The organism is Myxococcus sp. MH1, assembly GCF_059738865.1.
Window position 1 is genome coordinate 6869271 of sequence record NZ_AP026947.1, and the last position, 17609, is coordinate 6886879.

General features: G+C 67.7%; 13 protein-coding genes, 1 tRNA gene and 3 pseudogenes. 11 read left to right on the top strand and 6 right to left on the bottom strand.

What is annotated here, in order from left to right:
* The first annotated feature begins 21 nt into the window (after positions 1-21).
* Positions 22-1398, top strand: coding sequence for a GGDEF domain-containing response regulator (locus tag AC6JA9_RS26675; RefSeq protein WP_408889986.1), 1377 nt, complete (start codon positions 22-24; stop codon positions 1396-1398).
* A gap of 14 nt (positions 1399-1412) precedes the next feature.
* Here the strand turns inward: AC6JA9_RS26675 and AC6JA9_RS26680 are convergent, their stop codons facing one another.
* Positions 1413-1808, bottom strand: coding sequence for a demethoxyubiquinone hydroxylase family protein (locus AC6JA9_RS26680; RefSeq protein WP_497958027.1), 396 nt, complete (start codon positions 1806-1808; stop codon positions 1413-1415).
* 153 nt (positions 1809-1961) lie between these two features.
* Here AC6JA9_RS26680 and sinK point away from each other — a divergent pair, with 153 nt between their 5' ends.
* On the top strand, positions 1962-3473 hold the full coding sequence (sinK, locus tag AC6JA9_RS26685) for a hybrid histidine protein kinase/response regulator SinK (protein WP_497958028.1): 1512 nt from the start codon (positions 1962-1964) through the stop codon (positions 3471-3473).
* Positions 3470-4648, top strand: coding sequence for a signal integration modulator SinM (gene sinM / locus AC6JA9_RS26690; RefSeq protein WP_223785618.1), 1179 nt, complete (start codon positions 3470-3472; stop codon positions 4646-4648). The genes sinK and sinM overlap by 4 nt, the downstream gene beginning before the upstream one ends.
* 224 nt (positions 4649-4872) lie before the next feature.
* Here the strand turns inward: sinM and groL are convergent, their stop codons facing one another.
* Both groL and AC6JA9_RS26700 read right to left on the bottom strand, forming a co-directional pair.
* Complete coding sequence (groL, locus tag AC6JA9_RS26695) at positions 4873-6516, bottom strand: chaperonin GroEL (protein ID WP_141323848.1); 1644 nt, start codon at positions 6514-6516, stop codon at positions 4873-4875.
* A gap of 168 nt (positions 6517-6684) precedes the next feature.
* Positions 6685-7041: a response regulator gene (locus AC6JA9_RS26700; RefSeq protein WP_074955215.1), complete on the bottom strand. Its 357-nt coding sequence runs from the start codon at positions 7039-7041 to the stop codon at positions 6685-6687.
* Positions 7042-7131: 90 nt separating this feature from the next.
* Between AC6JA9_RS26700 and AC6JA9_RS26705 the strand changes: the two genes are divergently transcribed.
* On the top strand, positions 7132-8205 hold the full coding sequence (locus AC6JA9_RS26705; protein WP_497958029.1) for a metallopeptidase family protein: 1074 nt from the start codon (positions 7132-7134) through the stop codon (positions 8203-8205).
* Here the strand turns inward: AC6JA9_RS26705 and AC6JA9_RS26710 are convergent.
* Positions 8159-9163, bottom strand: coding sequence for an SDR family oxidoreductase (locus AC6JA9_RS26710; protein ID WP_497958030.1), 1005 nt, complete (start codon positions 9161-9163; stop codon positions 8159-8161). The two genes, AC6JA9_RS26705 and AC6JA9_RS26710, sit on opposite strands and share 47 nt — an antisense overlap.
* Before the next feature lie 105 nt (positions 9164-9268).
* Between AC6JA9_RS26710 and AC6JA9_RS26715 the strand changes: the two genes are divergently transcribed.
* From AC6JA9_RS26715 to AC6JA9_RS26730, 4 genes are all read left to right on the top strand, one after another.
* Positions 9269-9907, top strand: coding sequence for a TetR/AcrR family transcriptional regulator (locus AC6JA9_RS26715; RefSeq protein WP_497958031.1), 639 nt, complete (start codon positions 9269-9271; stop codon positions 9905-9907).
* Between the two features lie 33 nt (positions 9908-9940).
* Positions 9941-10039, top strand: a tRNA-Sec gene (locus AC6JA9_RS26720).
* Between the two features lie 274 nt (positions 10040-10313).
* Positions 10314-11024, top strand: coding sequence for a hypothetical protein (locus AC6JA9_RS26725; protein WP_497958032.1), 711 nt, complete (start codon positions 10314-10316; stop codon positions 11022-11024).
* 702 nt (positions 11025-11726) lie between these two features.
* Positions 11727-12797 carry a hypothetical protein gene (locus AC6JA9_RS26730; protein ID WP_497958033.1) on the top strand — a complete coding sequence of 357 codons (1071 nt, stop codon included), beginning with the start codon at positions 11727-11729 and terminating at the stop codon, positions 12795-12797.
* A gap of 403 nt (positions 12798-13200) precedes the next feature.
* Here AC6JA9_RS26730 and AC6JA9_RS26735 read toward each other — a convergent pair.
* Positions 13201-14115, bottom strand: a pseudogene (locus tag AC6JA9_RS26735) (IS3 family transposase); the annotation flags it as partial.
* A 59-nt stretch (positions 14116-14174) separates the two neighbouring features.
* On the opposite strand from AC6JA9_RS26735, the gene AC6JA9_RS26740 reads away from it, so the two are divergent.
* A protein-coding gene (locus AC6JA9_RS26740; protein ID WP_497958034.1) for an ISNCY family transposase occupies positions 14175-15781 on the top strand; the annotation gives its coding sequence in 2 pieces (ribosomal slippage) (positions 14175-15147 and positions 15147-15781; 1608 coding nt in all).
* Here the strand turns inward: AC6JA9_RS26740 and AC6JA9_RS26745 are convergent.
* Positions 15782-16060: pseudogene (locus AC6JA9_RS26745) on the bottom strand (transposase); the annotation flags it as partial.
* 225 nt (positions 16061-16285) lie between these two features.
* Here AC6JA9_RS26745 and AC6JA9_RS26750 point away from each other — a divergent pair.
* Entirely contained in the window at positions 16286-16720 is a 435-nt protein-coding gene (locus tag AC6JA9_RS26750; protein WP_497958035.1) for a hypothetical protein, read from the top strand.
* A 147-nt stretch (positions 16721-16867) separates the two neighbouring features.
* Positions 16868-17029, top strand: a pseudogene (locus AC6JA9_RS26755) (transposase domain-containing protein); the annotation flags it as partial.
* Between the last annotated feature and the right edge of the window lie 580 nt (positions 17030-17609).

Consider the following 17609-nt stretch of genomic DNA (forward strand, 5'->3'; position numbering starts at 1 on the left):
GGGTGCTAAGCCATGCGGGAGATGGCGCGCATTCTCCTCGTCGACGACGAAAAGATCGCCCGCACCCTCTACGGCGACTACCTCACGGCCGTGGGCCACACCGTCACGGCGGTGGCCACGTTCCTGGAGGCCCGACAGGCGCTCGCCGCAGACCGGTTCGACGCGGTGGTGACGGACCTCATCCTCCCCGGTGGCGACGGCATGGAGGTCCTCCGGCACGTGCGGGAGCGGCATCCGGGCGTGGAGGTGGTGGTCATCACCGGTCTGGACAAGGTGGACCCCGCCGTGCGCGCCATCAAGAGCGGCGCGGCGGAGTACCTGGTCAAGCCCGTCGCGCCCGAAGCCCTCCAGCACGCGGTGCGCCGCGCGCTCACCACCCGCGAGCTGATGCAGGAGAACGCCTCGCTGCGCCGGCACGTCGCGCTGCTCGAGGCCGGTCAGCGCCTGGCCACCACGCTGGACCGCGAGAAGCTCGCCGTCGCCACCACCAGCGCGCTGGAGACCATGGCGCACGCCAACGGCATCGTCCTCTTGGAGCGCGACGCCAACCTGGGCCTGCGCGCCCAGGGCACGCGGGGGCTCCCCGAGGGCACCGAGGAGGCGCTGGTGGCGTGGCTGCGCGAGCAGCTCCTCCACGGCAAGGCGCCCAGCGACTCGGAGATGCTGGATGTCCCCTTCCAGCGCGTGAGCTCCTTCCCGGCCATCGAGTCGAACACGGTGCTGGGGCACGCGGTGCTCTTCTACTCGGACGCGCGCGCCACGGACGGCGGCGCCGAGGCCGCCAGCTACCTGGTGCGCAACTGGGCGCTGGCCCTGCGCAACCTGGACCGCTTCGCGGCGGTGGAGGACCTGGCGTACGTCGACGACCTGACGCGCCTGTTCAACACGCGCTACCTGCACCTGGTGCTGGACCGCGAGGTCCAGGCGTCCATCCAGACGCAGCGCCCCTTCAGCCTGCTGTTCCTGGACCTGGACCACTTCAAGTCCATCAACGACAACCACGGCCACCTGGTCGGCTCCAAGCTCCTGGTGGAGACCGCGCGCGTGGTGAAGGGCTGCGTGAGAGACCACGACGTGGTGGCGCGCTACGGCGGCGACGAGTACGTGGTGCTCCTGCGCAACACCGACTCGGGCGGCGCGCTCAAGGTGGCCGAGCGCATCCGGCGCACCATGGAGACGCACCAGTTCCTCGCGCGCGAGGGCCTGTCGCTCAAGCTGTCCACGTGTATCGGCGTCGCGAGCTTCCCGGAGCACGCACGGGACAAGGCCACGCTGCTGGATTTGTCGGACCGGGCGATGTACCGCGGCAAGCGCGGCACCCGGAACGTGGTCTACATGGCCGCGCAGGACCTGGAGGCCCCCCCGGCCGAGCGGCGCCAGGGGAGCAACGGCACCTGAGCGGCACCAGAGCTTCAGGGCCGCATGTTCCCCACGGTGAGGCGCTTGACGATGCTGGGCTCGGGGGCCTCGGCGCCGCCCTTGCCATCCTTGCCCACCGCCTCCACGGACTCATGCGGGGCACCGGAGATGATGAGCTTGAACTTCTCCACGGCCTCCTGGGCGTGCTGGGCCTGCTCCGGATCCAACCGGGCGATGAGCTGCCAGAAGAGGGCGGCGTGCTCGCGCTCCTCGTCCATGACGTGACGGAGGACGGCCTTGGCCTCCTCGTTGTCGGTGGCGTCGATGTGGGCGGCGTAGAGGTTGATGGCGTCCAGCTCCGCCTCGATGTTGAGCCGGATGGAGCGCGCCAGCTCGGAGTCGGTCATCTTCCGGGGCACGAGCGAATGGAACGGGTCGGTCTGCGGCATTGAGGCCCTCCGAGGCCTGGCGGCGGCGTCCAGTCCAGGGGAGGCTGGGGCCGCGAGGCGAACGCTCGGAGCATCCGCGTCCCCGGGGAGTCGGTCAACGGAATCCCTCCTGGTGCGTTGCGTGGAGCCGCCCGCCTCCGTCATGCTCCTCACATGGAGATACCCGCGCCGCTCGCCCAACTGCTCCAGGCCCTGGATGCGGGGGACCTGCCAGCCGCGCGCGCGGCCGCGGCGGCCTTCCAGCGCTCGGGACTCCACTCCACCCAGCTCGCCGCCGAGGTGCTGCACGAGCTGCGGCAGCCGCTGCTCGGCGTGAAGGCGTATGCCCAGCTGCTCGCCGAGGACCGTGGCCCCACGGGCCCCTTGCGGCTGCTCATGTCGCAGGTGGAGCGGATGGAGCAGATCGTCTCCGACTACATCCGCCTGGCGAGCGAGCGGCCCGCGCCGCAGCAGCGTCTGTCGCTGGCCGCGCCCATCTGGGCCGCCGCGAGGCTCTTCAGCGTCAACCCGGACTCGGCGCGAATCTCGCTGGAGGTCGAGGCGCCCGAGGACATCTTCGCGCAGGGCAACGCGCGGCTCATCGAGCAGCTCACGCTGAACCTGCTCAACAACGCGCGCGACGCAATGTCGGGGCGCGGGCGGGTGAAGGTGGTGCTCACGCGCGAGGGCTCGGCGCCGGTGCTGTACGTGGCGGACTGGGGTCCGGGCATCCCCGACGAGCTCAAGGAGCGCATCTTCGAGCCGTACGTCACCGCCAGCAAGCGGGGCACGGGGCTGGGGTTGTCGGTGTGTCGGCGCATCGCGCAGGAGCACCACGCGCGCATCGACCTGGCGCCGCAGGGCGCGATTCGGGACGTGCCGCCGCCAGCGACGGTGTTCCGGGTGCTCTTCCCCGCCACCGAGGCCGCGCCCGGGCGGCGAAAGCGACTGCTGGTGGTGGATGACGAGACCATCATCCGCATGGTGTTCCGCGACCTGATGAGCAAGGAGTGCGAGGTCATCGAGGCCGCGAGCGGAGAGGAGGCGCTGGACCTGCTGCGCGAGGCGCCGGTGGACCTCATCGTCACGGACAAGAACCTGCCGGGCCTGTCGGGGCTGGAGCTGGCGCAGCAGGCGCGGCGGCTGTCCGCGACGTCGCGGGTGATTTTGATGACGGGCTATCCGTCGCTGGTGACGACGCAACAGGCGCTGGAGCTGGGCGTGGTGGACTACCTGCTCAAGCCCTTCGACGACATCCGCGAGGTGCGCAACCTGCTGCGCGCGACGCTCGCGGCGCCGCCGGCCCAGCCTGGCGCGGCGACGCAGGTGAAGCGGGTGGACGTGCTCGAGGACAACCCCACCACGGCGGAGCAGATCGCCGAGGCGCTGGAGCTGGTGGGGCTGGAGGCGCGCATCCTCCCGACGTCGGAGCTCATCGCGTTGGAGCAGCCCGCGGGCGTGGTGGTGAGCTGGGACTTCTCGCCGGCGTATGGGCGCAAGGCGCTGGAGCTGGGCAAGGCGCTGGCGCAGGGCGCGCCCTTCGTGGTCCTCGCCGAGCACCTGACGATGGAGACGGCGCTGGAGTCGCTGCGCGCGGGGGCGGCGGCGTGCCTGCCGAAGTTGTTGTCCGACACCACGGCGCTCAGCCGTGAGCTGAGCCGCGCGTTCAAGAAAGGCGTCCCATGAGACTCGCGCTCCTGTCCGTCCTGTTGCTGGGTGTGGCGTGTTCCTCGGACAAGCCCCCGGTGCAGGGCGAACCGGACGCGAGCGGGCCCGTGGACTCGGGCTCGGATGCGGGAAGCGATGCGGGTTCCGACGACGATGGTGGAACGGGCGCCGATGACGGCGGCTCGACGGGAGACGGCGGCACCGGCTCGCCGGATGCGGGCTCTGGCGAGGAGGACGCGGGGAGCTGCGAGCCCCCTGCCTCGGTGCGCGAATCCCTGCTCGTCCCCGGGCTGAACAATCCGCGCAGGCTCGCGGTGGACGCGACCGACATCTACATCTCCGAGTCGCACTCGCTGCGTCCGAGCCAGACCGAGGGCAACGGGCAGATCCTCCGGGTCCCCAGGTCGGGAGGCGATGTGGCGACGGTGGCGAAGGGCTTCATTGCCCCCAACGCCATCGCCGTCAACGCGCAGTTCCTCTTCGTGTTGGACCAGACGGGACTGTGGCGCGTGGACAAGGCCACGGGCGCGCGCGGCACGGTGCCCATCGATGCCTCGGTGCCGGATGTCATCTCCAGCGGGACGGACGTCCTCCTCGGACGGTTGGCCGGGCGTGACTACGTCGTGGTGGCGACGGGAGCACGGCGGCTCGTGCGGGTGGACGCGACGGGGAGCGCCTCCTCGTCACTGGTGCTCTACGAGGGCCCCGCCGGCACCCAGGTCCGTGGTGCGCGCATCGACGGCACGGACGTGTGGTTCCTCGTGACGGGGAACACGGAGCCGGGTCTCTACCGCGTCCCGTTGGACCTGGAGACTCCAGCAGAGCGCGTGAATGCGAGCATCTCCTCGGGCACTTCGCTGGAGCTGACGCCCTCGCGCTTCCTCATCACCGAGGGAGGCGGCGGCACGGGCCGTGTCCTCGCGCTGCCGAGAGCCGGTGGCGAGGCACGCGTGCTCGCGGACGGGCTGCAGGGTCCCCTCTTCCCCGTCGAGCTGCACGGCGCCGTGTACTTCAAGGAGTCCGTGGCCGGTGACGCGGACTTCCTGCGCCGGGTGCGCGGATGCCCGGCGAACACCACGGATTCCGTGGGCCCCGTGGGCACGGGCCCCGGTGGACTCATCGTGGACGGAGACACGCTGCTCTTCACCTCACAGGAGAGCGGCACCGGGGGCGCGGTCGGCCGGGTGCCCTGACACGTCCAGGCCTCGCGTCGCTCCCAGCCGCCGCCGAGGCCCGGCGGACCACGAGCCCTGACGCGCGTCGGCCCCGCCCTCATCGTGAGCCCGTGGGCACCTGGACGCACGTCCCCTGCCCCACCCAAAGACAACGGCCCCGGTGCCTCACACGAGGCAACCGGGGCCGAGGCCGGCTCACCCACCGCCCCCCCGAGCGTGGAGCCCGGGGCGCGGAGCGTGGCTCAGTACTCCATGTCGTCGCCGCCGTAGTCCGGCATGCCGCCGCCAGCGCCGCCGCCCTTGGACTTGCCCTTCGGACGCTCGGCCACCATGGCCTCGGTGGTCAAGAGCAGCGAGGCGACGGAGGCGGCGTTCTGCAGCGCGGTGCGCTCCACCTTCGTCGGGTCGATGACGCCGGCCTTCTCCAGGTCCTCGTAGGTGTCCGTGCGGGCGTTGTAGCCGAACGCGCCCTTGCCCTCGCGCACCTTGTTGATGACCACGGCGCCCTCGACGCCCGCGTTGCTGGCGATCTTCCGCAGCGGCTCCTGGAGCGCGCGGCGGATGATCTCCACGCCGAAGTTCTGCTCACCGCCCGGCTTGAGCGCCTCCAGCGCCGCCAGCGTGCGCAGGTACGCCACGCCGCCGCCCGGGACGATGCCCTCCTCGACGGCCGCGCGGGTCGCGTGCAGCGCGTCCTCGACGCGGGCCTTCTTCTCCTTCATCTCCACTTCGGTCGCCGCGCCGACGTTGATGACGGCCACGCCGCCCACCAGCTTCGCCAGGCGCTCCTGGAGCTTCTCGCGGTCGTAGTCGCTCGTCACGGCCTCGATCTGCCCGCGGATGAGCTTGATGCGACCCTCGATCTCCTCCTTCTTGCCGTTGCCGTCGACGATGGTGGTGTTGTCCTTGTCCACCGTGATGCGCTTGGCGCGGCCCAGCTCGGCGAGCGTCAGCTTCTCGTACGTGTGACCCAGCTCCTCGCTCACCACCATGCCGCCCGTCAGCGTGGCGATGTCCTTGAGCATCTCCTTGCGACGGTCACCGAAGCCCGGCGCCTTCACCGCCGCCACGTTCAGCACGCCGCGGATCTTGTTGACGACGAGCGTGGCCAGCGCCTCGCCCTCGATGTCGTCCGCGATGATGAGCAGGGGCTTCCCGGAGCGCGCGACCTGCTCGAGGATGGGAATCATGTCCTGCATCGAGGAGATCTTCTTCTCGCTGATGAGGATGTAGGGGTCGTCGACCACGACCTCCATGCGCTCGCGGTTCGTCACGAAGTACGGCGAGACGTAGCCGCGGTCGAACTGCATGCCCTCCACGACGTCGAGCGTCGTCTCGAGGCCCTTGGCCTCCTCGACGGTGATGACGCCCTCCTTGCCCACCTTCTCCATCGCGTCCGCGATGATGGTGCCGATGGTCTCATCCCCGTTCGCGGAGATGGTGCCCACCTGGGCAATGGCCTTCTTGTCGGACGTGGGCTTGGAGATCTTCTTGAGCTCCTCCACCACCACCTCGACGGCCTTGTCGATGCCGCGCTTGAGGTCCATCGGGCTGTGGCCCGCGGCCACCAGCTTCAGGCCCTCCTCGTAGATGGCGCGCGCGAGCACCGTCGCCGTCGTCGTGCCGTCGCCCGCCTTGTCGGAGGTCTTCGACGCGACCTCCTTCACCATCTGCGCGCCCATGTTCTCGAACTTGTTCTCGAGATCGATCTCCTTGGCGACGGTGACGCCGTCCTTGGTGACCGTGGGCGAGCCGAAGCTCTTCTCGATGACCACGTTGCGGCCCTTGGGACCCAGCGTCACCGCGACCGCATCCGCCAGCGTACGAACGCCGCGCAGGATGGCCTCACGGGCGGACTGGTGGAAGAAAATCTCCTTCGCTGCCATCGCAACCTCCTGAAGTTACTTGGAATTTTTGTGGGTACAACGCAGGCCGTTAGCACTCGGCCCTGGCGAGCGCCAACATAAGGGGCGGGGCAACGATGTCAACCGAGAAGGGCGGACGTGTGGGCGAGCGGACGGCCCGCCGCGTCCTGGGGACAGGGGCGGCCGGGACTACTCGGCGAAGCGCACCAGGGTCAGGAGCTGACCCATGTCCAGGGGCTTGTTGAGGGTGAGGGCCACGCCCTTGCGCAGCCCCTTCTCGGTGACGTTGCCGTCGGTGCTGGCCGTCATCAGGAGCACCGGGATGGCCTGGAACCGGGGGTCGGCCTTGAGCATCTCCGTGAAGGCGATGCCGTCCAGGTGGGGCATGATGTAGTCCGTGATGACCATGCCCACCTCGTTGCGCTCCATGATGTCGAGCGCCTGGAGGGCGTCGGACGCCGAGTACACGGTGTACCCATGCATCTCCAGGAAGCGAGAGAGCAAGGTGCACAGCTCGAGATCGTCGTCGACGACAAGGATGTTCACAGGACGGAATGCCGCACCAACAGGGCGCTGAACCGTAACAGCCGCCCCTGTCGTTGACAACGCACAGCGGGCCTTCTTATGAGCCGGGCCATGGAGAAGCGGACCGGGAAGGCATCGGGGTCGGGGGACCCGAGGGTGCGGTTGGAGGCGGTGGCGGACGCCTTCGAGGCGGGCGATTTCGAGGGCGCCCTGGGACAGGTGGAGGGTCTGCTTTCGGACGCGCCGGAGCTGCCGGAGGCCCTGCACTACCGGGCCGCGGCCCTCACGGAGCTGGGGCGCCTGGAGGACGCCGGCCGCGCCTTCGGACTAGCGCTGAAGGCCGCCCCCGAGGACCTGGAAATCCTGCTGGGCGCCGCGGACTGCCTGGTGTGCCGGGCGGGTGAGGACCGCGAGGCGGTGGAGGAGGGCCTGGAGCTGTGCGCGCGGGGCAAGCGCCTGGCGCAGCGCGAGCAGGACGTGGAGATGCTCTACGAGTTCCTGCTCCTGGAGGGCATGGGGCTCAACCAGATGGGCGAGTGCGAGCAGGCCCTGGTGAGCCTGGACGCGGCGCTCGGGCACATGCCGCGCTCGGTGGACGCGAGGCTGGAGCGGGGCATCGCCCTGTTCGAGCTGTGCCGCTTCGACGACGCGCGCGGCGCCTTCGAGGCGGTGCTCAAGGACATGCCGGACGAGCCGTGGGCGCACCACTACCTGGGGCTGATGGCGGAGCGGCGCGGGGACGAGAAGGAGGCGAAGAGGCGCTTCGCGCGGGCGCAGGCGCTGGTGCCCGAGGAGTTCCCTCCCCCGGTGGCGCTGGGCGAGGCGGAGTTCGACCGCGCGGTGGAGGACGCGGTGAAGGCGCTGCCCCAGCACGCCAAGCAGTACCTGGACAACGTCACCATCGCGGTGGAGGACATCCCGTCGGACGAGGACCTGTTGGGGCAGGACCCTCCCCTGTCACCGAGCATCCTCGGCGTGTTCCGTGGGACGCCCGTGGGCGAGCGCAGCGTGACGAGCGCGTATGACCACCTCACCGCGTCCATCGTGCTCTACCAGAAGAACCTGGAGCGCTTCGCGAAGACGCGCGAGGAGCTCATCGAGCAGATTGGAATCACGGTGATGCACGAGGTCGGTCACCTCATGGGGTTGGACGAGGACGACCTGTGGCAACGGGGGCTGGACTGACGGTGGCCGTGCGCGGCGCCTTCATGGCGGCGAGCGTCTGGCGGATGCCCTCTGCGTAGGGCGTCTTGGGGACATCCCCGAGCAGGTGGCGCAGCTCCGAGTCGTCCATGAGCACGGGGGTGGTGAGCAGGTAGTGCATCTCCACCAGCTCGCGCATGAACGGGTCGAACAGGCCGATGAAGCGCAGCATCCCCTTCCCCATCGTGAGGACCTTGGCGGGGCGGCCGAGCTGTCGGTACGTCTCTTCGATCATCTGTCGCTGGGTGGTGGCGCCGGCGCCGGCGAGGTTCCAGGAGCGGCCGTAGGCGCGGGGCTCGTCCATGAGTTTGAGGACGATGGGGCCCACGTCGGGGACGAAGATGAACTCGTGGGGCCGGTCGATGGGGCCGATGAGCTGGGCGCGCTTGCCGGCGAGGGCGGCGACGAAGGCGCGGTGGAGGAAGCTACGCTCGACGTGGGGGCCGTAGAAGTCGGGCAGGCGGAGGATGGTGGCCTGGATGCAGCCGGCGGCGTGCTCGGCGAGGAGGAGGTCCTCCTGTTCCTTGCGCATGCGGCCCTTGAAGGAGTTGGGCTCGCGCGGGTGGTCGTCGCGCACGGGCGCGGTGCGAGGCAGGCCGTAGGGATAGACGGTGCCGATGAGGACCACGTGCTTGACGCCCTCGGCGATGGCGCCGTCGAGCGTCTTTCGCATGACCTGCGGATGCAGGTGGAACTGCCAGTAATTGACGCCCACCATGTAGATGAGGGTGTCCACGCCCCGGGCGGCGTCCCTGACGGAGACCGGGTCATCCGGGTTCCACGTGACGACCTCGGCGAGCGGGTCCGCACCGAACTCAGCTTCGAGTGAGCCCCTGGAGCGGCCGACCACCCGGTAGGGCCGTCCGGCGGCCTTCAACGCGTTGGCCACGCTCTGACCGATGACTCCGGACGCTCCGAACAACGCCACCTTGCCTGCCATGTCGGACCCCTTTGTGCGAACAGCGAAGATTTTGTGAACACCGTTCACTGAACGCCGTTCATTTAATGGTGGTCGTTCGGGAGGTCAAGTCCTAGGGTGGTGGGTATGGGGATTTCGGAGCGGAAGGAGCGCCAGCGGGCGGAGTTGCGGGAGCACATCCTGCGGATGGCGCGAGAGATGGTGGTGAAGGAGGGGTTCGCGGCGCTGTCGATGCGCAAGCTGGCGGACGCGGTGGAGTACGCGCCGGCGACGCTGTACCTGCACTTCGAGAACCGGGAGGCGATTGCCCGGGAGCTGTGCATCCGGGGGTTCGAGGAGTTCCTGGCCAGGTTGGAGCCCGCGGCGGCGGAGCCCGAGCCGTTGGCGAGGCTGAAGGTGATGGCCGCGGCCTATGTGGCGTTCGGATTGGAGCATCCGGAGACCTACCGGCTCATCTTCATGGAAGACCCCAGGCTGTCGGCGGAACTGTTCCAGGGCACGCCGGACGGAGCGGGGCCGCGCTCATTTGGCTTGTTGGCGAGTGTGTTCGTGGACCTGCAGGCCGCTGGGAGACTGGCCCCGGAGGCCCAGCCCGCGAGGCTCGCGGAGATGCTGTGGGCGGGGCTGCACGGGATTGTGAGCCTCAAGCTGACGTGCGCCGCGTTCAAGGAGACGACGGCGGAGATGCTGCGGGACACGCTGTTGGAGACGATTGTGCACGGACTGCCGGGGCTGAAGCCGGCGCGGGGCGCACGGACGCGTTGACGGGTGCGGGGGTGGCCGGCACTAATCGGAGACGGTAGGGCCTCCGGACCTGGTGGCCGGCCCGGTCTTCAAAACCGGTGAGGGGCCGTGAGAGCGGTCCCTGGTGAGTTCGATTCTCATGCCCTACCGCCACCCTTTCCCTCTGAAATCAGGCGGTTGCGGCCGGTCCTCGGTAAGGACTGAATCGTTCGGGCGGGTGCGCAGGCGTTCAGTCGGTTACGTCCCTTTTACGTCCCTATGGCGTCCCACAGCAGCGTTCGATCGTGACGTCGCCTCAATCCACCTCAATGTCGAAGCGGCAAGAACACTGATGGCGTCAGTGCGCGATGCCTGCACGTCGGTCTGCGCACTTGCCATCTTAGTGTACCCATGACACCATCTCACCTAGGCGCATGAAGGAGCTCCCATGATGACGATGCACCCAGTAGAGCCCCGCATCACTGACTTCGTACACGCGAAGCGCGCGTACCGAGGAATGAGCGACCAACGAGCGCCATGGTCACCACTCGAGCCTCTCTTCGCTTCGGTTGCCGACTGGGAGCGCCGGGCTCTATCGCTGCACAGCATCCAGCTCGTCTACGAGCACGTTCTCGCTCCCCTACTCAAGCAACCGCAAAAGCACGCCGTTTCGTTCTCCTGCTCACCGCGTGTCGCACGGTGCTACGCGCTGTCCAGCGAAGACCGGCTGTACTCGAAAGAGCAGGGTTTTGTCGGCATCTTCCCACTAGCACCAGTGCGCACGGCCCATAGGCTCAGCGGTGGGCCGGAGTTCCTGTACATCTGCGCCGACGATACCGTTTGGCTAGATCCACGCAGTCTGCCCCCTTCGACCCCGCACTACCTCGCAGCGCCCGCTGCATTCGAGTGCGCCCGCGACAGCTCGCGCGTGGACGACGAGTTACTGCTCGTGTTCGGAACCATCACGGCATCAAAACTCTCCCTGGTGAAGCGCGTGCCCGCGTCCACCAAGCAGCATACGCCATGGCAGCGCACGGTCGTCACCATGGCACCCCACCTGGGGCTATCAGTGCCGCAGCCCCCTACTTTCACAGAATTGATTCATCACAGCGACACGGAACGCGAGGCAGCAGCACTCGCATCAGTACTGGGCGGGTAGCTTTGGTTGATGCTCGATTCTCATGGTGGTGAGCTTCGCCCTCTATGAGGAACTTCCCCTTCGGTCAGTTCCCCCTGCCGTGCCAGTGCCCCTGATTACGAATCGGGGCTGGGCACAAGCTGCCTGGGGCTCTTCCCTCTGAAAATGGCCTGCGCTGGCCGCTTCTGGCACGTCCCGAGTGGGGGAAAAGTGGGGGAAGAATCTGCCGTGGGTATCCCACTCCACCACACCTTGCGTCGAAGCTCCTGAAGCTCGTCCTGCAACTCTCCATCCTGCTGATGGTCTTCGGGCTCGTCGATGTGCTCCCAGCCTTCGCGCCGCAGATGGCGGGGAGTCCCTCGTGCGCAGCGCCGTCGGCCAGTTCCTCGGGATCATGGCCGCCAGCGAACACACAGAGGGCGAGTTGCCTGCTGCACGCCGTTCGGCTCGCTCATCTACCTACTGCGGCACCCGAAGGACGACGCCGTGCTCCAAGGAACGGGTACGGGTCCACGTGGTCGAGGCCCTAAAGCGCTGGGAGCCGCGGATCCAAGGTCACCTCAGTGCGGCTCACCCACGAACGCCTCGATGGCGAGAACCTCCTCGTCATCCGCCTCCGCTACGGCGTAATCTCGGCGAACACGCCCGGGAACAACGTCGTCCTCGCTGGGGTCGAACAGCAGGTGATCGTGTAGGCTCGGTGGCAGAGGGGAAGGACCTTGCGTGGCTGAGTCGACGAAAATCGAAGAACTCGCAGCTCGAGCCATCGACGAAGGGTGGAACTGGGAAGCTGTAGGCAGGCGCATAGATCTAGCGATAGATGCGCTCCTCGCCTCGGCTCTAGAAGAGGTTGCGTCCTCGCTGTCCGCCGCTGATCGAACTAAGTTCTCGGGATTCGTTTCCATCGTCGAACGGCCAGGGGAACCAGAAGACACAGCCTTGGCCAGGGCGAAGCTCGCGCATCTGCTCGACGTGACGATGGAGCGCCTGAGCCTGACTCGCGCAATCGCGCAACGGATGGTGGACGCTCCGCCTTTCGACGCCTTCCCAGAGCTGCGTGGGCAGCTCGATAGCGATGATCTCCTGCCCGCGGCGACGTTCAAGCCCTTGCCTGACGCCTTCGAATACCGGGGCCACGCGTTCTCATTCAGCCCGTTCACGCCTTTCCTGCTTCGACGGAAGCTGACCTCGTTCGCTGCGCAACCAGGCGTAGAGCTGCGCTGGAGGCCCGCAGGAACGCCTCCGGTTCCGCAGGCCGAGTATCAGCAGCGTCTGGAAGAGGCGATTGAATTCGGGCTGTCATTCAAGGATGAGCTCGTCCTCAAGCGGCTCTGGTCGAAGCACCTCCCCACAGTCCTGCGCCGGGAGGCGCCTGTGAATGAAGTTGAGTCCGCATGGGACCGGCTCAATCCACTCGACCGCTTGGAGGTCTTGCGCACCGAGCGCGACGATCGAGTCTCTTTCCTGTTCGAGGAACTCCTCCCGCTCTCGGAGAGAGACATCGATTTGGGGTTCGTCTCGACGCGGATCTTCCATTGCGACTCGATCATCGGAACGGGCAGGTTCGAGCACGTCGATGCAAGCCACCTCGTCTATGACGTAGACACGTATGAGCAGCGTCTCGCGAGCCCGATGAAGGACAAGATCAAGGCACAGGCCCATATCAAGCTCTTCTGGCTAGGCTCCTGCTCCATCGCTGGGTGGAAGGATCTGCTCGCCACGACCTATCCCAGGAACGAACTGGTGGCCGAGTACCTGACTGGCGTGCGCTCCCTCCGTCCGATCTCCAGGTAACCAATCTCCTGACCAACCTTGCCGCCCTATACGGAGCATCCCGCAGGGCTCGGCTTGTGTCCCCAGCAGGTGCAGAGGAGGCGAGCCCTGTGCCTGAGGCAGCAGGGTGAGCGGAGCCGAAAAAGGAGCGTGCCTCATGATTGTGCCTACTTGCGCATGCAAGCGGGCCGTTGCGCACCACCGTCTCAGAGACGGTGTTCGCCCTTCCCTATTTCATGGGTCCTCAGAACGTTTCCTCCTGGGTCGACATCAGCGGCCAACGTAGCCCAGCTCGGCCCCCATTCAGCCAAGGCCTGGGCGAGCCCTCTCCGGGACTGCGCTCGATAGGCATCGAGGGAGCGCAGTGGATCGTCCTCGCTAGGCTTGCTCTCGTGAGCTTGCCCCGGCTTCGTGGACAGCGTGGTTATGCTGCCTGCGCCACCAGCAAGTCGTCCCGCTCATACTCCACCGGGCTCACGTAGCCCAGCGAGGAGTGGCGGCGCTGCCGGTTGTAGAAGACCTCAATGTACTCGAAGAGCGCGGAGCGGGCCTGCTCGCGCGTCGCGAAGTCCGCGTCGTGGACCAGTTCCATCTTCAAGGTGCTGAAGAAGCTCTCGGCCACGGCGTTGTCCCAGCAGTTCCCCTTGCGGCTCATGCTGCACTCGATGCCACGCAAAGCCAGGGCTCGCTGGTAGTCCTCGCTAGCGTACTGGCTGCCCCTGTCCGAGTGGTGCAGCAGCCCTCGCGGAGGCTGGCGGCCTTTGAGCGCCATGTCGAGCGCGCCCAATACCAGGTGGCGGTCGATGAACTCGCTCATGGCCCAGCCGACGACCCGCCGCGAGAAGAGGTCGAGCACCACGGCCAGGTAGAGCCAGCCTTGCCTCGTCCAGACGTAGGTGATGTCTGTCACCCAGGTGCAGTTGGGCTGGTCGGGGGAGAATTTTCGCGCGAGCACGTTGGGCGCAACCGGCTGGCTGTGACGTGAGTCTGTGGTTCGCACGAAGCGACGCTTCTTGCGCGCCGCCAAGCCCTGCTGGCCCATGAGGCGCGCGACGCGCTTGCGGCTGACGCGCCGGCCTCCGGCGCGCAGTTCCGCGTGCACTCGCGGGCTGCCGTAAGTGCCGCGACTCTTCTGGTGCACGGCCGCCACCTCCACGGCCAGAGCTCGGTCTGCCGTCTTCCGCGCGGACTCTGGTCGGCTCTGCCATGCGTAGTAGCCCGAGCGGGCCACGTCCAACTGCCGACACATCAGCTCGACGGGGAAGTGGGCCTTCTGCGCTTCGATGAACTCGAACTTCACTTCGAGCCCTCCTTCGCGAAGAAGGCTGCTGCTTTTTTTCTACACCGGCAAATATGGCCTGAGCCCCAGGTGTTGTCCTTCTGAAGGGGGATACCACCATGGCTCGAACGACTGCTCGCCCTGTTGCCACCCGTGAGGTGAGGGTCGACAGCGAGCGGCGGCGCTGCGAGGCGTGCGGCGCGCGGACGCGTGCGGACTGGCGCTCCCGCCGCTGCGTGACGACGCTCACCGGCTGCGTGGGATTGTCGGTGCAGGTGCGGGTGTGCCACCGAGAGGGGTGCCTGCTGGAGGGCGTGTCGTTGCGGGCCGAGGGGGAGGGGCGCTGGGTGCTGCCCGAGCACGAGTTCGGCCTGGACGTGCTGGCCTTCATCGGGGCGCAGCGCTACCGGGAGCACCGCAGCGTGCCGGAAATCCACGCCCTGTTACGACACAAGGGCGTCGCCGTCTCCGCGCGCACCTGCACCAACCTGCTCGACCGCTACGACGAGCTCATCAGCCTCACGTTGCTCGACTCCGGGCGGCTGCAAGCGGCGCTCAAACGCCAGGGGCGGGCAGTGCTTGCCATTGATGGGCTTGCTCCGGACGTGGGGCACGAGGTGCTCTGGGTGGTGCGCGAGTGCCTGTCGGGGCAGGTGCTGCTGGCGCGGCCCCTGCTGTCCGGAGGCGAGCAGGAACTGGTACCGCTCCTCGAAGAAGTGAAGCGCACGCTGGGGCGGGTGCCCATCGTCGGCGTGGTGTCCGATGGGCAGCGGAGCATCCGAAACGCCTTGGCCCACGCATTGCCACAGGTGCCGCACCAACTCTGCCACTTCCACTACCTGCGTGAAGCGGCGCGTCCCCTCTACGAGGCGGACCGGCACGCGAAGAAGGAATTGAAGAAGCGGGTGCGCGAGGTGAGGAAGGTCGAACGGACCGTGGAAGGCCGTCAGGATGCGGGCGCTCGCGCCACGCAAGCCTATGCGGCGGCCGTCCGCAGCGCCCTCACCGACGACCACCGCCCACCCCTCAAACCTTCCGGACTGCTACTGCGCCGACGTCTGGGCGCCATTGAGAAGAGCCTGGAGCGGGTGTCAAAAGGGGGGCCTGCCCACCAGAATTGAGCCGCCTGCACGCGGTGCTGCGCAACGCACTCAGGGCCACTGCCGCGAGTTGGCCCGCCCTTGCGCGGGCCTACCGGTGGGTGGAACGCACTGCAGCCATCCTCAAGAACGAGCCTGGCCTGGACGCCGCAGGAGTGCGACGCCGGCTCGCCGCGCTGCTGGCCGCCATGGTGCTCTGGACACGCCGACGTCATCAGGGCGTCCTGCGTCAGGCACTCGCCCACTTCCTGCTCGAAACGCGTCGCTACTGGAAGGGCCTCTTCCACTGCTACGACGTGCCGGAGCTGCCGCGCACCGACAATGACCTGGAACACCTCTTCGGCACTTGTCGCTACCACGAGCGGCGAGCCTCGGGCCGGGTGCGCGGGAGCGCCGGCCTCGTCGTGCGCGGTGGGGTCCGGCTGCCCGCCATCGCTGCAGCCCAACTGCTCCCAGCGCTCGACGGCACCCACCTGGCACCGGGAGACCTCGACGCCTGGCGGACGCTGCGCGCTCAGTTGGAACAGCGGCGCGTCCCTCGCGTCATGGGCCGGCGCTTCCGCGCAGACCCGGACAGCTACCTCCGAGGCATCGAAGAGGAGCTCAGGCCATATTTGCCGGTGTAGTTTTTTTAGGAAGTCGCGCTCCATCTGCAGCTGGCGGTTCTCCTTGCTCAGCCTCGCCAGTTCCTCGCGCTCGGCTGTCGTCAGTGCTCCGGGCTTGCCCTGGCCCCGGTCCGTCCGGGCCCGCTCCACCCAGGTGCGTAGAGCCGTCTCGGTGAGGTCCAGGTCTCGTGCCACCTGGCCCACTGTCTTGCCCTCCTCCAGCACCAGCCGGACAGCCTCCGCCTTGAACTCGGAGGTGAAGCTGCGGCGCTTCCTTCTCTGCTTCGTATCCGTGGACATCCCTGAACCCCTTCATCACATCTCGGGTGTCCACGGAACTGGGGCAGACTCACTACCTGCGAATGCTCTGGGCAACAGCTAAGCCCTTGGGGCTTCTTCGTCAAGGTCGGGTGCCTCGGGACGTGTGAGTGGATTGGGGATTCAGCAATGAGACGATCTGCTCCGAGGCAAATGCGGCAGAAGGGCCATGGCCCCTCGCGCCGTACCTCGATGGAGAGGCAAGCGGTGAACGTGAAGCTGGGAACAATGTTGAAGTGGGTGTTCGGTGTGGGGCTCGCGGCCTTTGGGGGCGGCGTCTACCTGGCCTGGACGAAACAGAAGGAGGCTCGGGAGCGGCTCCAGGCCGAGGTGCAGCGGCAGAACCAGCAGCGGTTGCAGGCCGAGAACCAGGCTGCGGCGGAGGCCCGTCAGGCGCAGCAGGCGCAGCGTCAGGCGGAAGCCGCTCGTCAGCAGGCAGAGGCGGCACGCGAACGTGAGCAGGCGATGCGCAAGCGTGCGGAGCAGGCGGAGGCGGAGGTGACGAAGCAGAAGAAGCAGGCCGAGCTCGCCGCCGCGGAGGCTGCCAAGTTGCAGCAGAAGCTCACGGTCGCAGAGGCTGCCCGCACGGCTTCCCCCGAGAAGCCCTCCGAGGACACCGGTAAGCCGGTGGCCTCAGCTTGATCAGGATGGCCCTTCTCCTCTTCCTGGAGGAGGGCCGTCCACTTCGCGAAGTAACATAGGCTCCACGGGTGAGAGCGCGCCCTCCTGGCGTTGCTCAAGTGCCGGGCGCCCGCGCTCGGCCCGCAACCTGCGCCGCCGCGTCCACGGGCCGGCCTCTACGCCCTGGTGACCACCTGCGAGGCCAACGGCGTCAACCCCGAGCAGTACTTGGCCGACGTGCTGCGGCGCGTGCAGACTCACCCCTACTCACGTATCGACGAACTGCTGCCCCACGAGTGGAAACACCGTCGCGCCGCCGACTCCTCCTGAACACCGCCGCTGAGGTCCATCACGCCTGCCCGCTCACGCCTGAGCTCGAGACCACCGTCGAGCACTGTACTCGTCCGTCTTCAAGCGGTCCGGCACAGCGTCCACCGGACGGATACGCCGGAGGGCGCCTCCGTCCAGCGGGGGTAGAGCCGAAGCCGGAAGAGACGAGCCCGCCGCCAATGGCAGCGGCAAGCCCGGAGCCGAAGAAGCGTATCCGCCCGACGAGCACCCAGCCCTCCCGAGAATAGGAAAGTCCCCAAGTCTCAGCGACTTGGAGGTTTCTTTGGAGTGCCCAGGGCAGGATTCGAACCCGACACGGGAGGATGGAAAACCCCAAGCAGGACGCGCCGTTACCCATCATCCCCTTGATTTTACTCGGGTTCGCCATCCCGCCCCGTCCCACCCTGTCCCACCTGGTTCCGCCTGATTCCGCGCCGGAGGGTCACATACGGGGCACATGCGACCCACCAGGGTAGATCCGCTCACGGACGCGAGCGCCCAGAGTTCCCCGGCTTCCTAGGGCTCACGAGAAACTCTTGGGAGGTGCTAACGGTAGCGTGTGCTCTGGCTAGGTGTGGCT

What these genes read in the sequence shown, in the direction of transcription:
- AC6JA9_RS26675 (WP_408889986.1), top strand. Translation starts at nt 22, where the DNA reads ATGGCGCGCATTCTCCTCGTCGACGACGAAAAGATCGCCCGCACCCTC.
- AC6JA9_RS26680 (WP_497958027.1), bottom strand. Translation starts at nt 1,808, where the DNA reads ATGCCGCAGACCGACCCGTTCCATTCGCTCGTGCCCCGGAAGATGACC.
- sinK (WP_497958028.1), top strand. Translation starts at nt 1,962, where the DNA reads ATGGAGATACCCGCGCCGCTCGCCCAACTGCTCCAGGCCCTGGATGCG.
- sinM (WP_223785618.1), top strand. Translation starts at nt 3,470, where the DNA reads ATGAGACTCGCGCTCCTGTCCGTCCTGTTGCTGGGTGTGGCGTGTTCC.
- groL (WP_141323848.1), bottom strand. Translation starts at nt 6,516, where the DNA reads ATGGCAGCGAAGGAGATTTTCTTCCACCAGTCCGCCCGTGAGGCCATC.
- AC6JA9_RS26705 (WP_497958029.1), top strand. Translation starts at nt 7,132, where the DNA reads ATGGAGAAGCGGACCGGGAAGGCATCGGGGTCGGGGGACCCGAGGGTG.
- AC6JA9_RS26710 (WP_497958030.1), bottom strand. Translation starts at nt 9,163, where the DNA reads ATGGCAGGCAAGGTGGCGTTGTTCGGAGCGTCCGGAGTCATCGGTCAG.
- AC6JA9_RS26715 (WP_497958031.1), top strand. Translation starts at nt 9,269, where the DNA reads ATGGGGATTTCGGAGCGGAAGGAGCGCCAGCGGGCGGAGTTGCGGGAG.
- AC6JA9_RS26725 (WP_497958032.1), top strand. Translation starts at nt 10,314, where the DNA reads ATGATGACGATGCACCCAGTAGAGCCCCGCATCACTGACTTCGTACAC.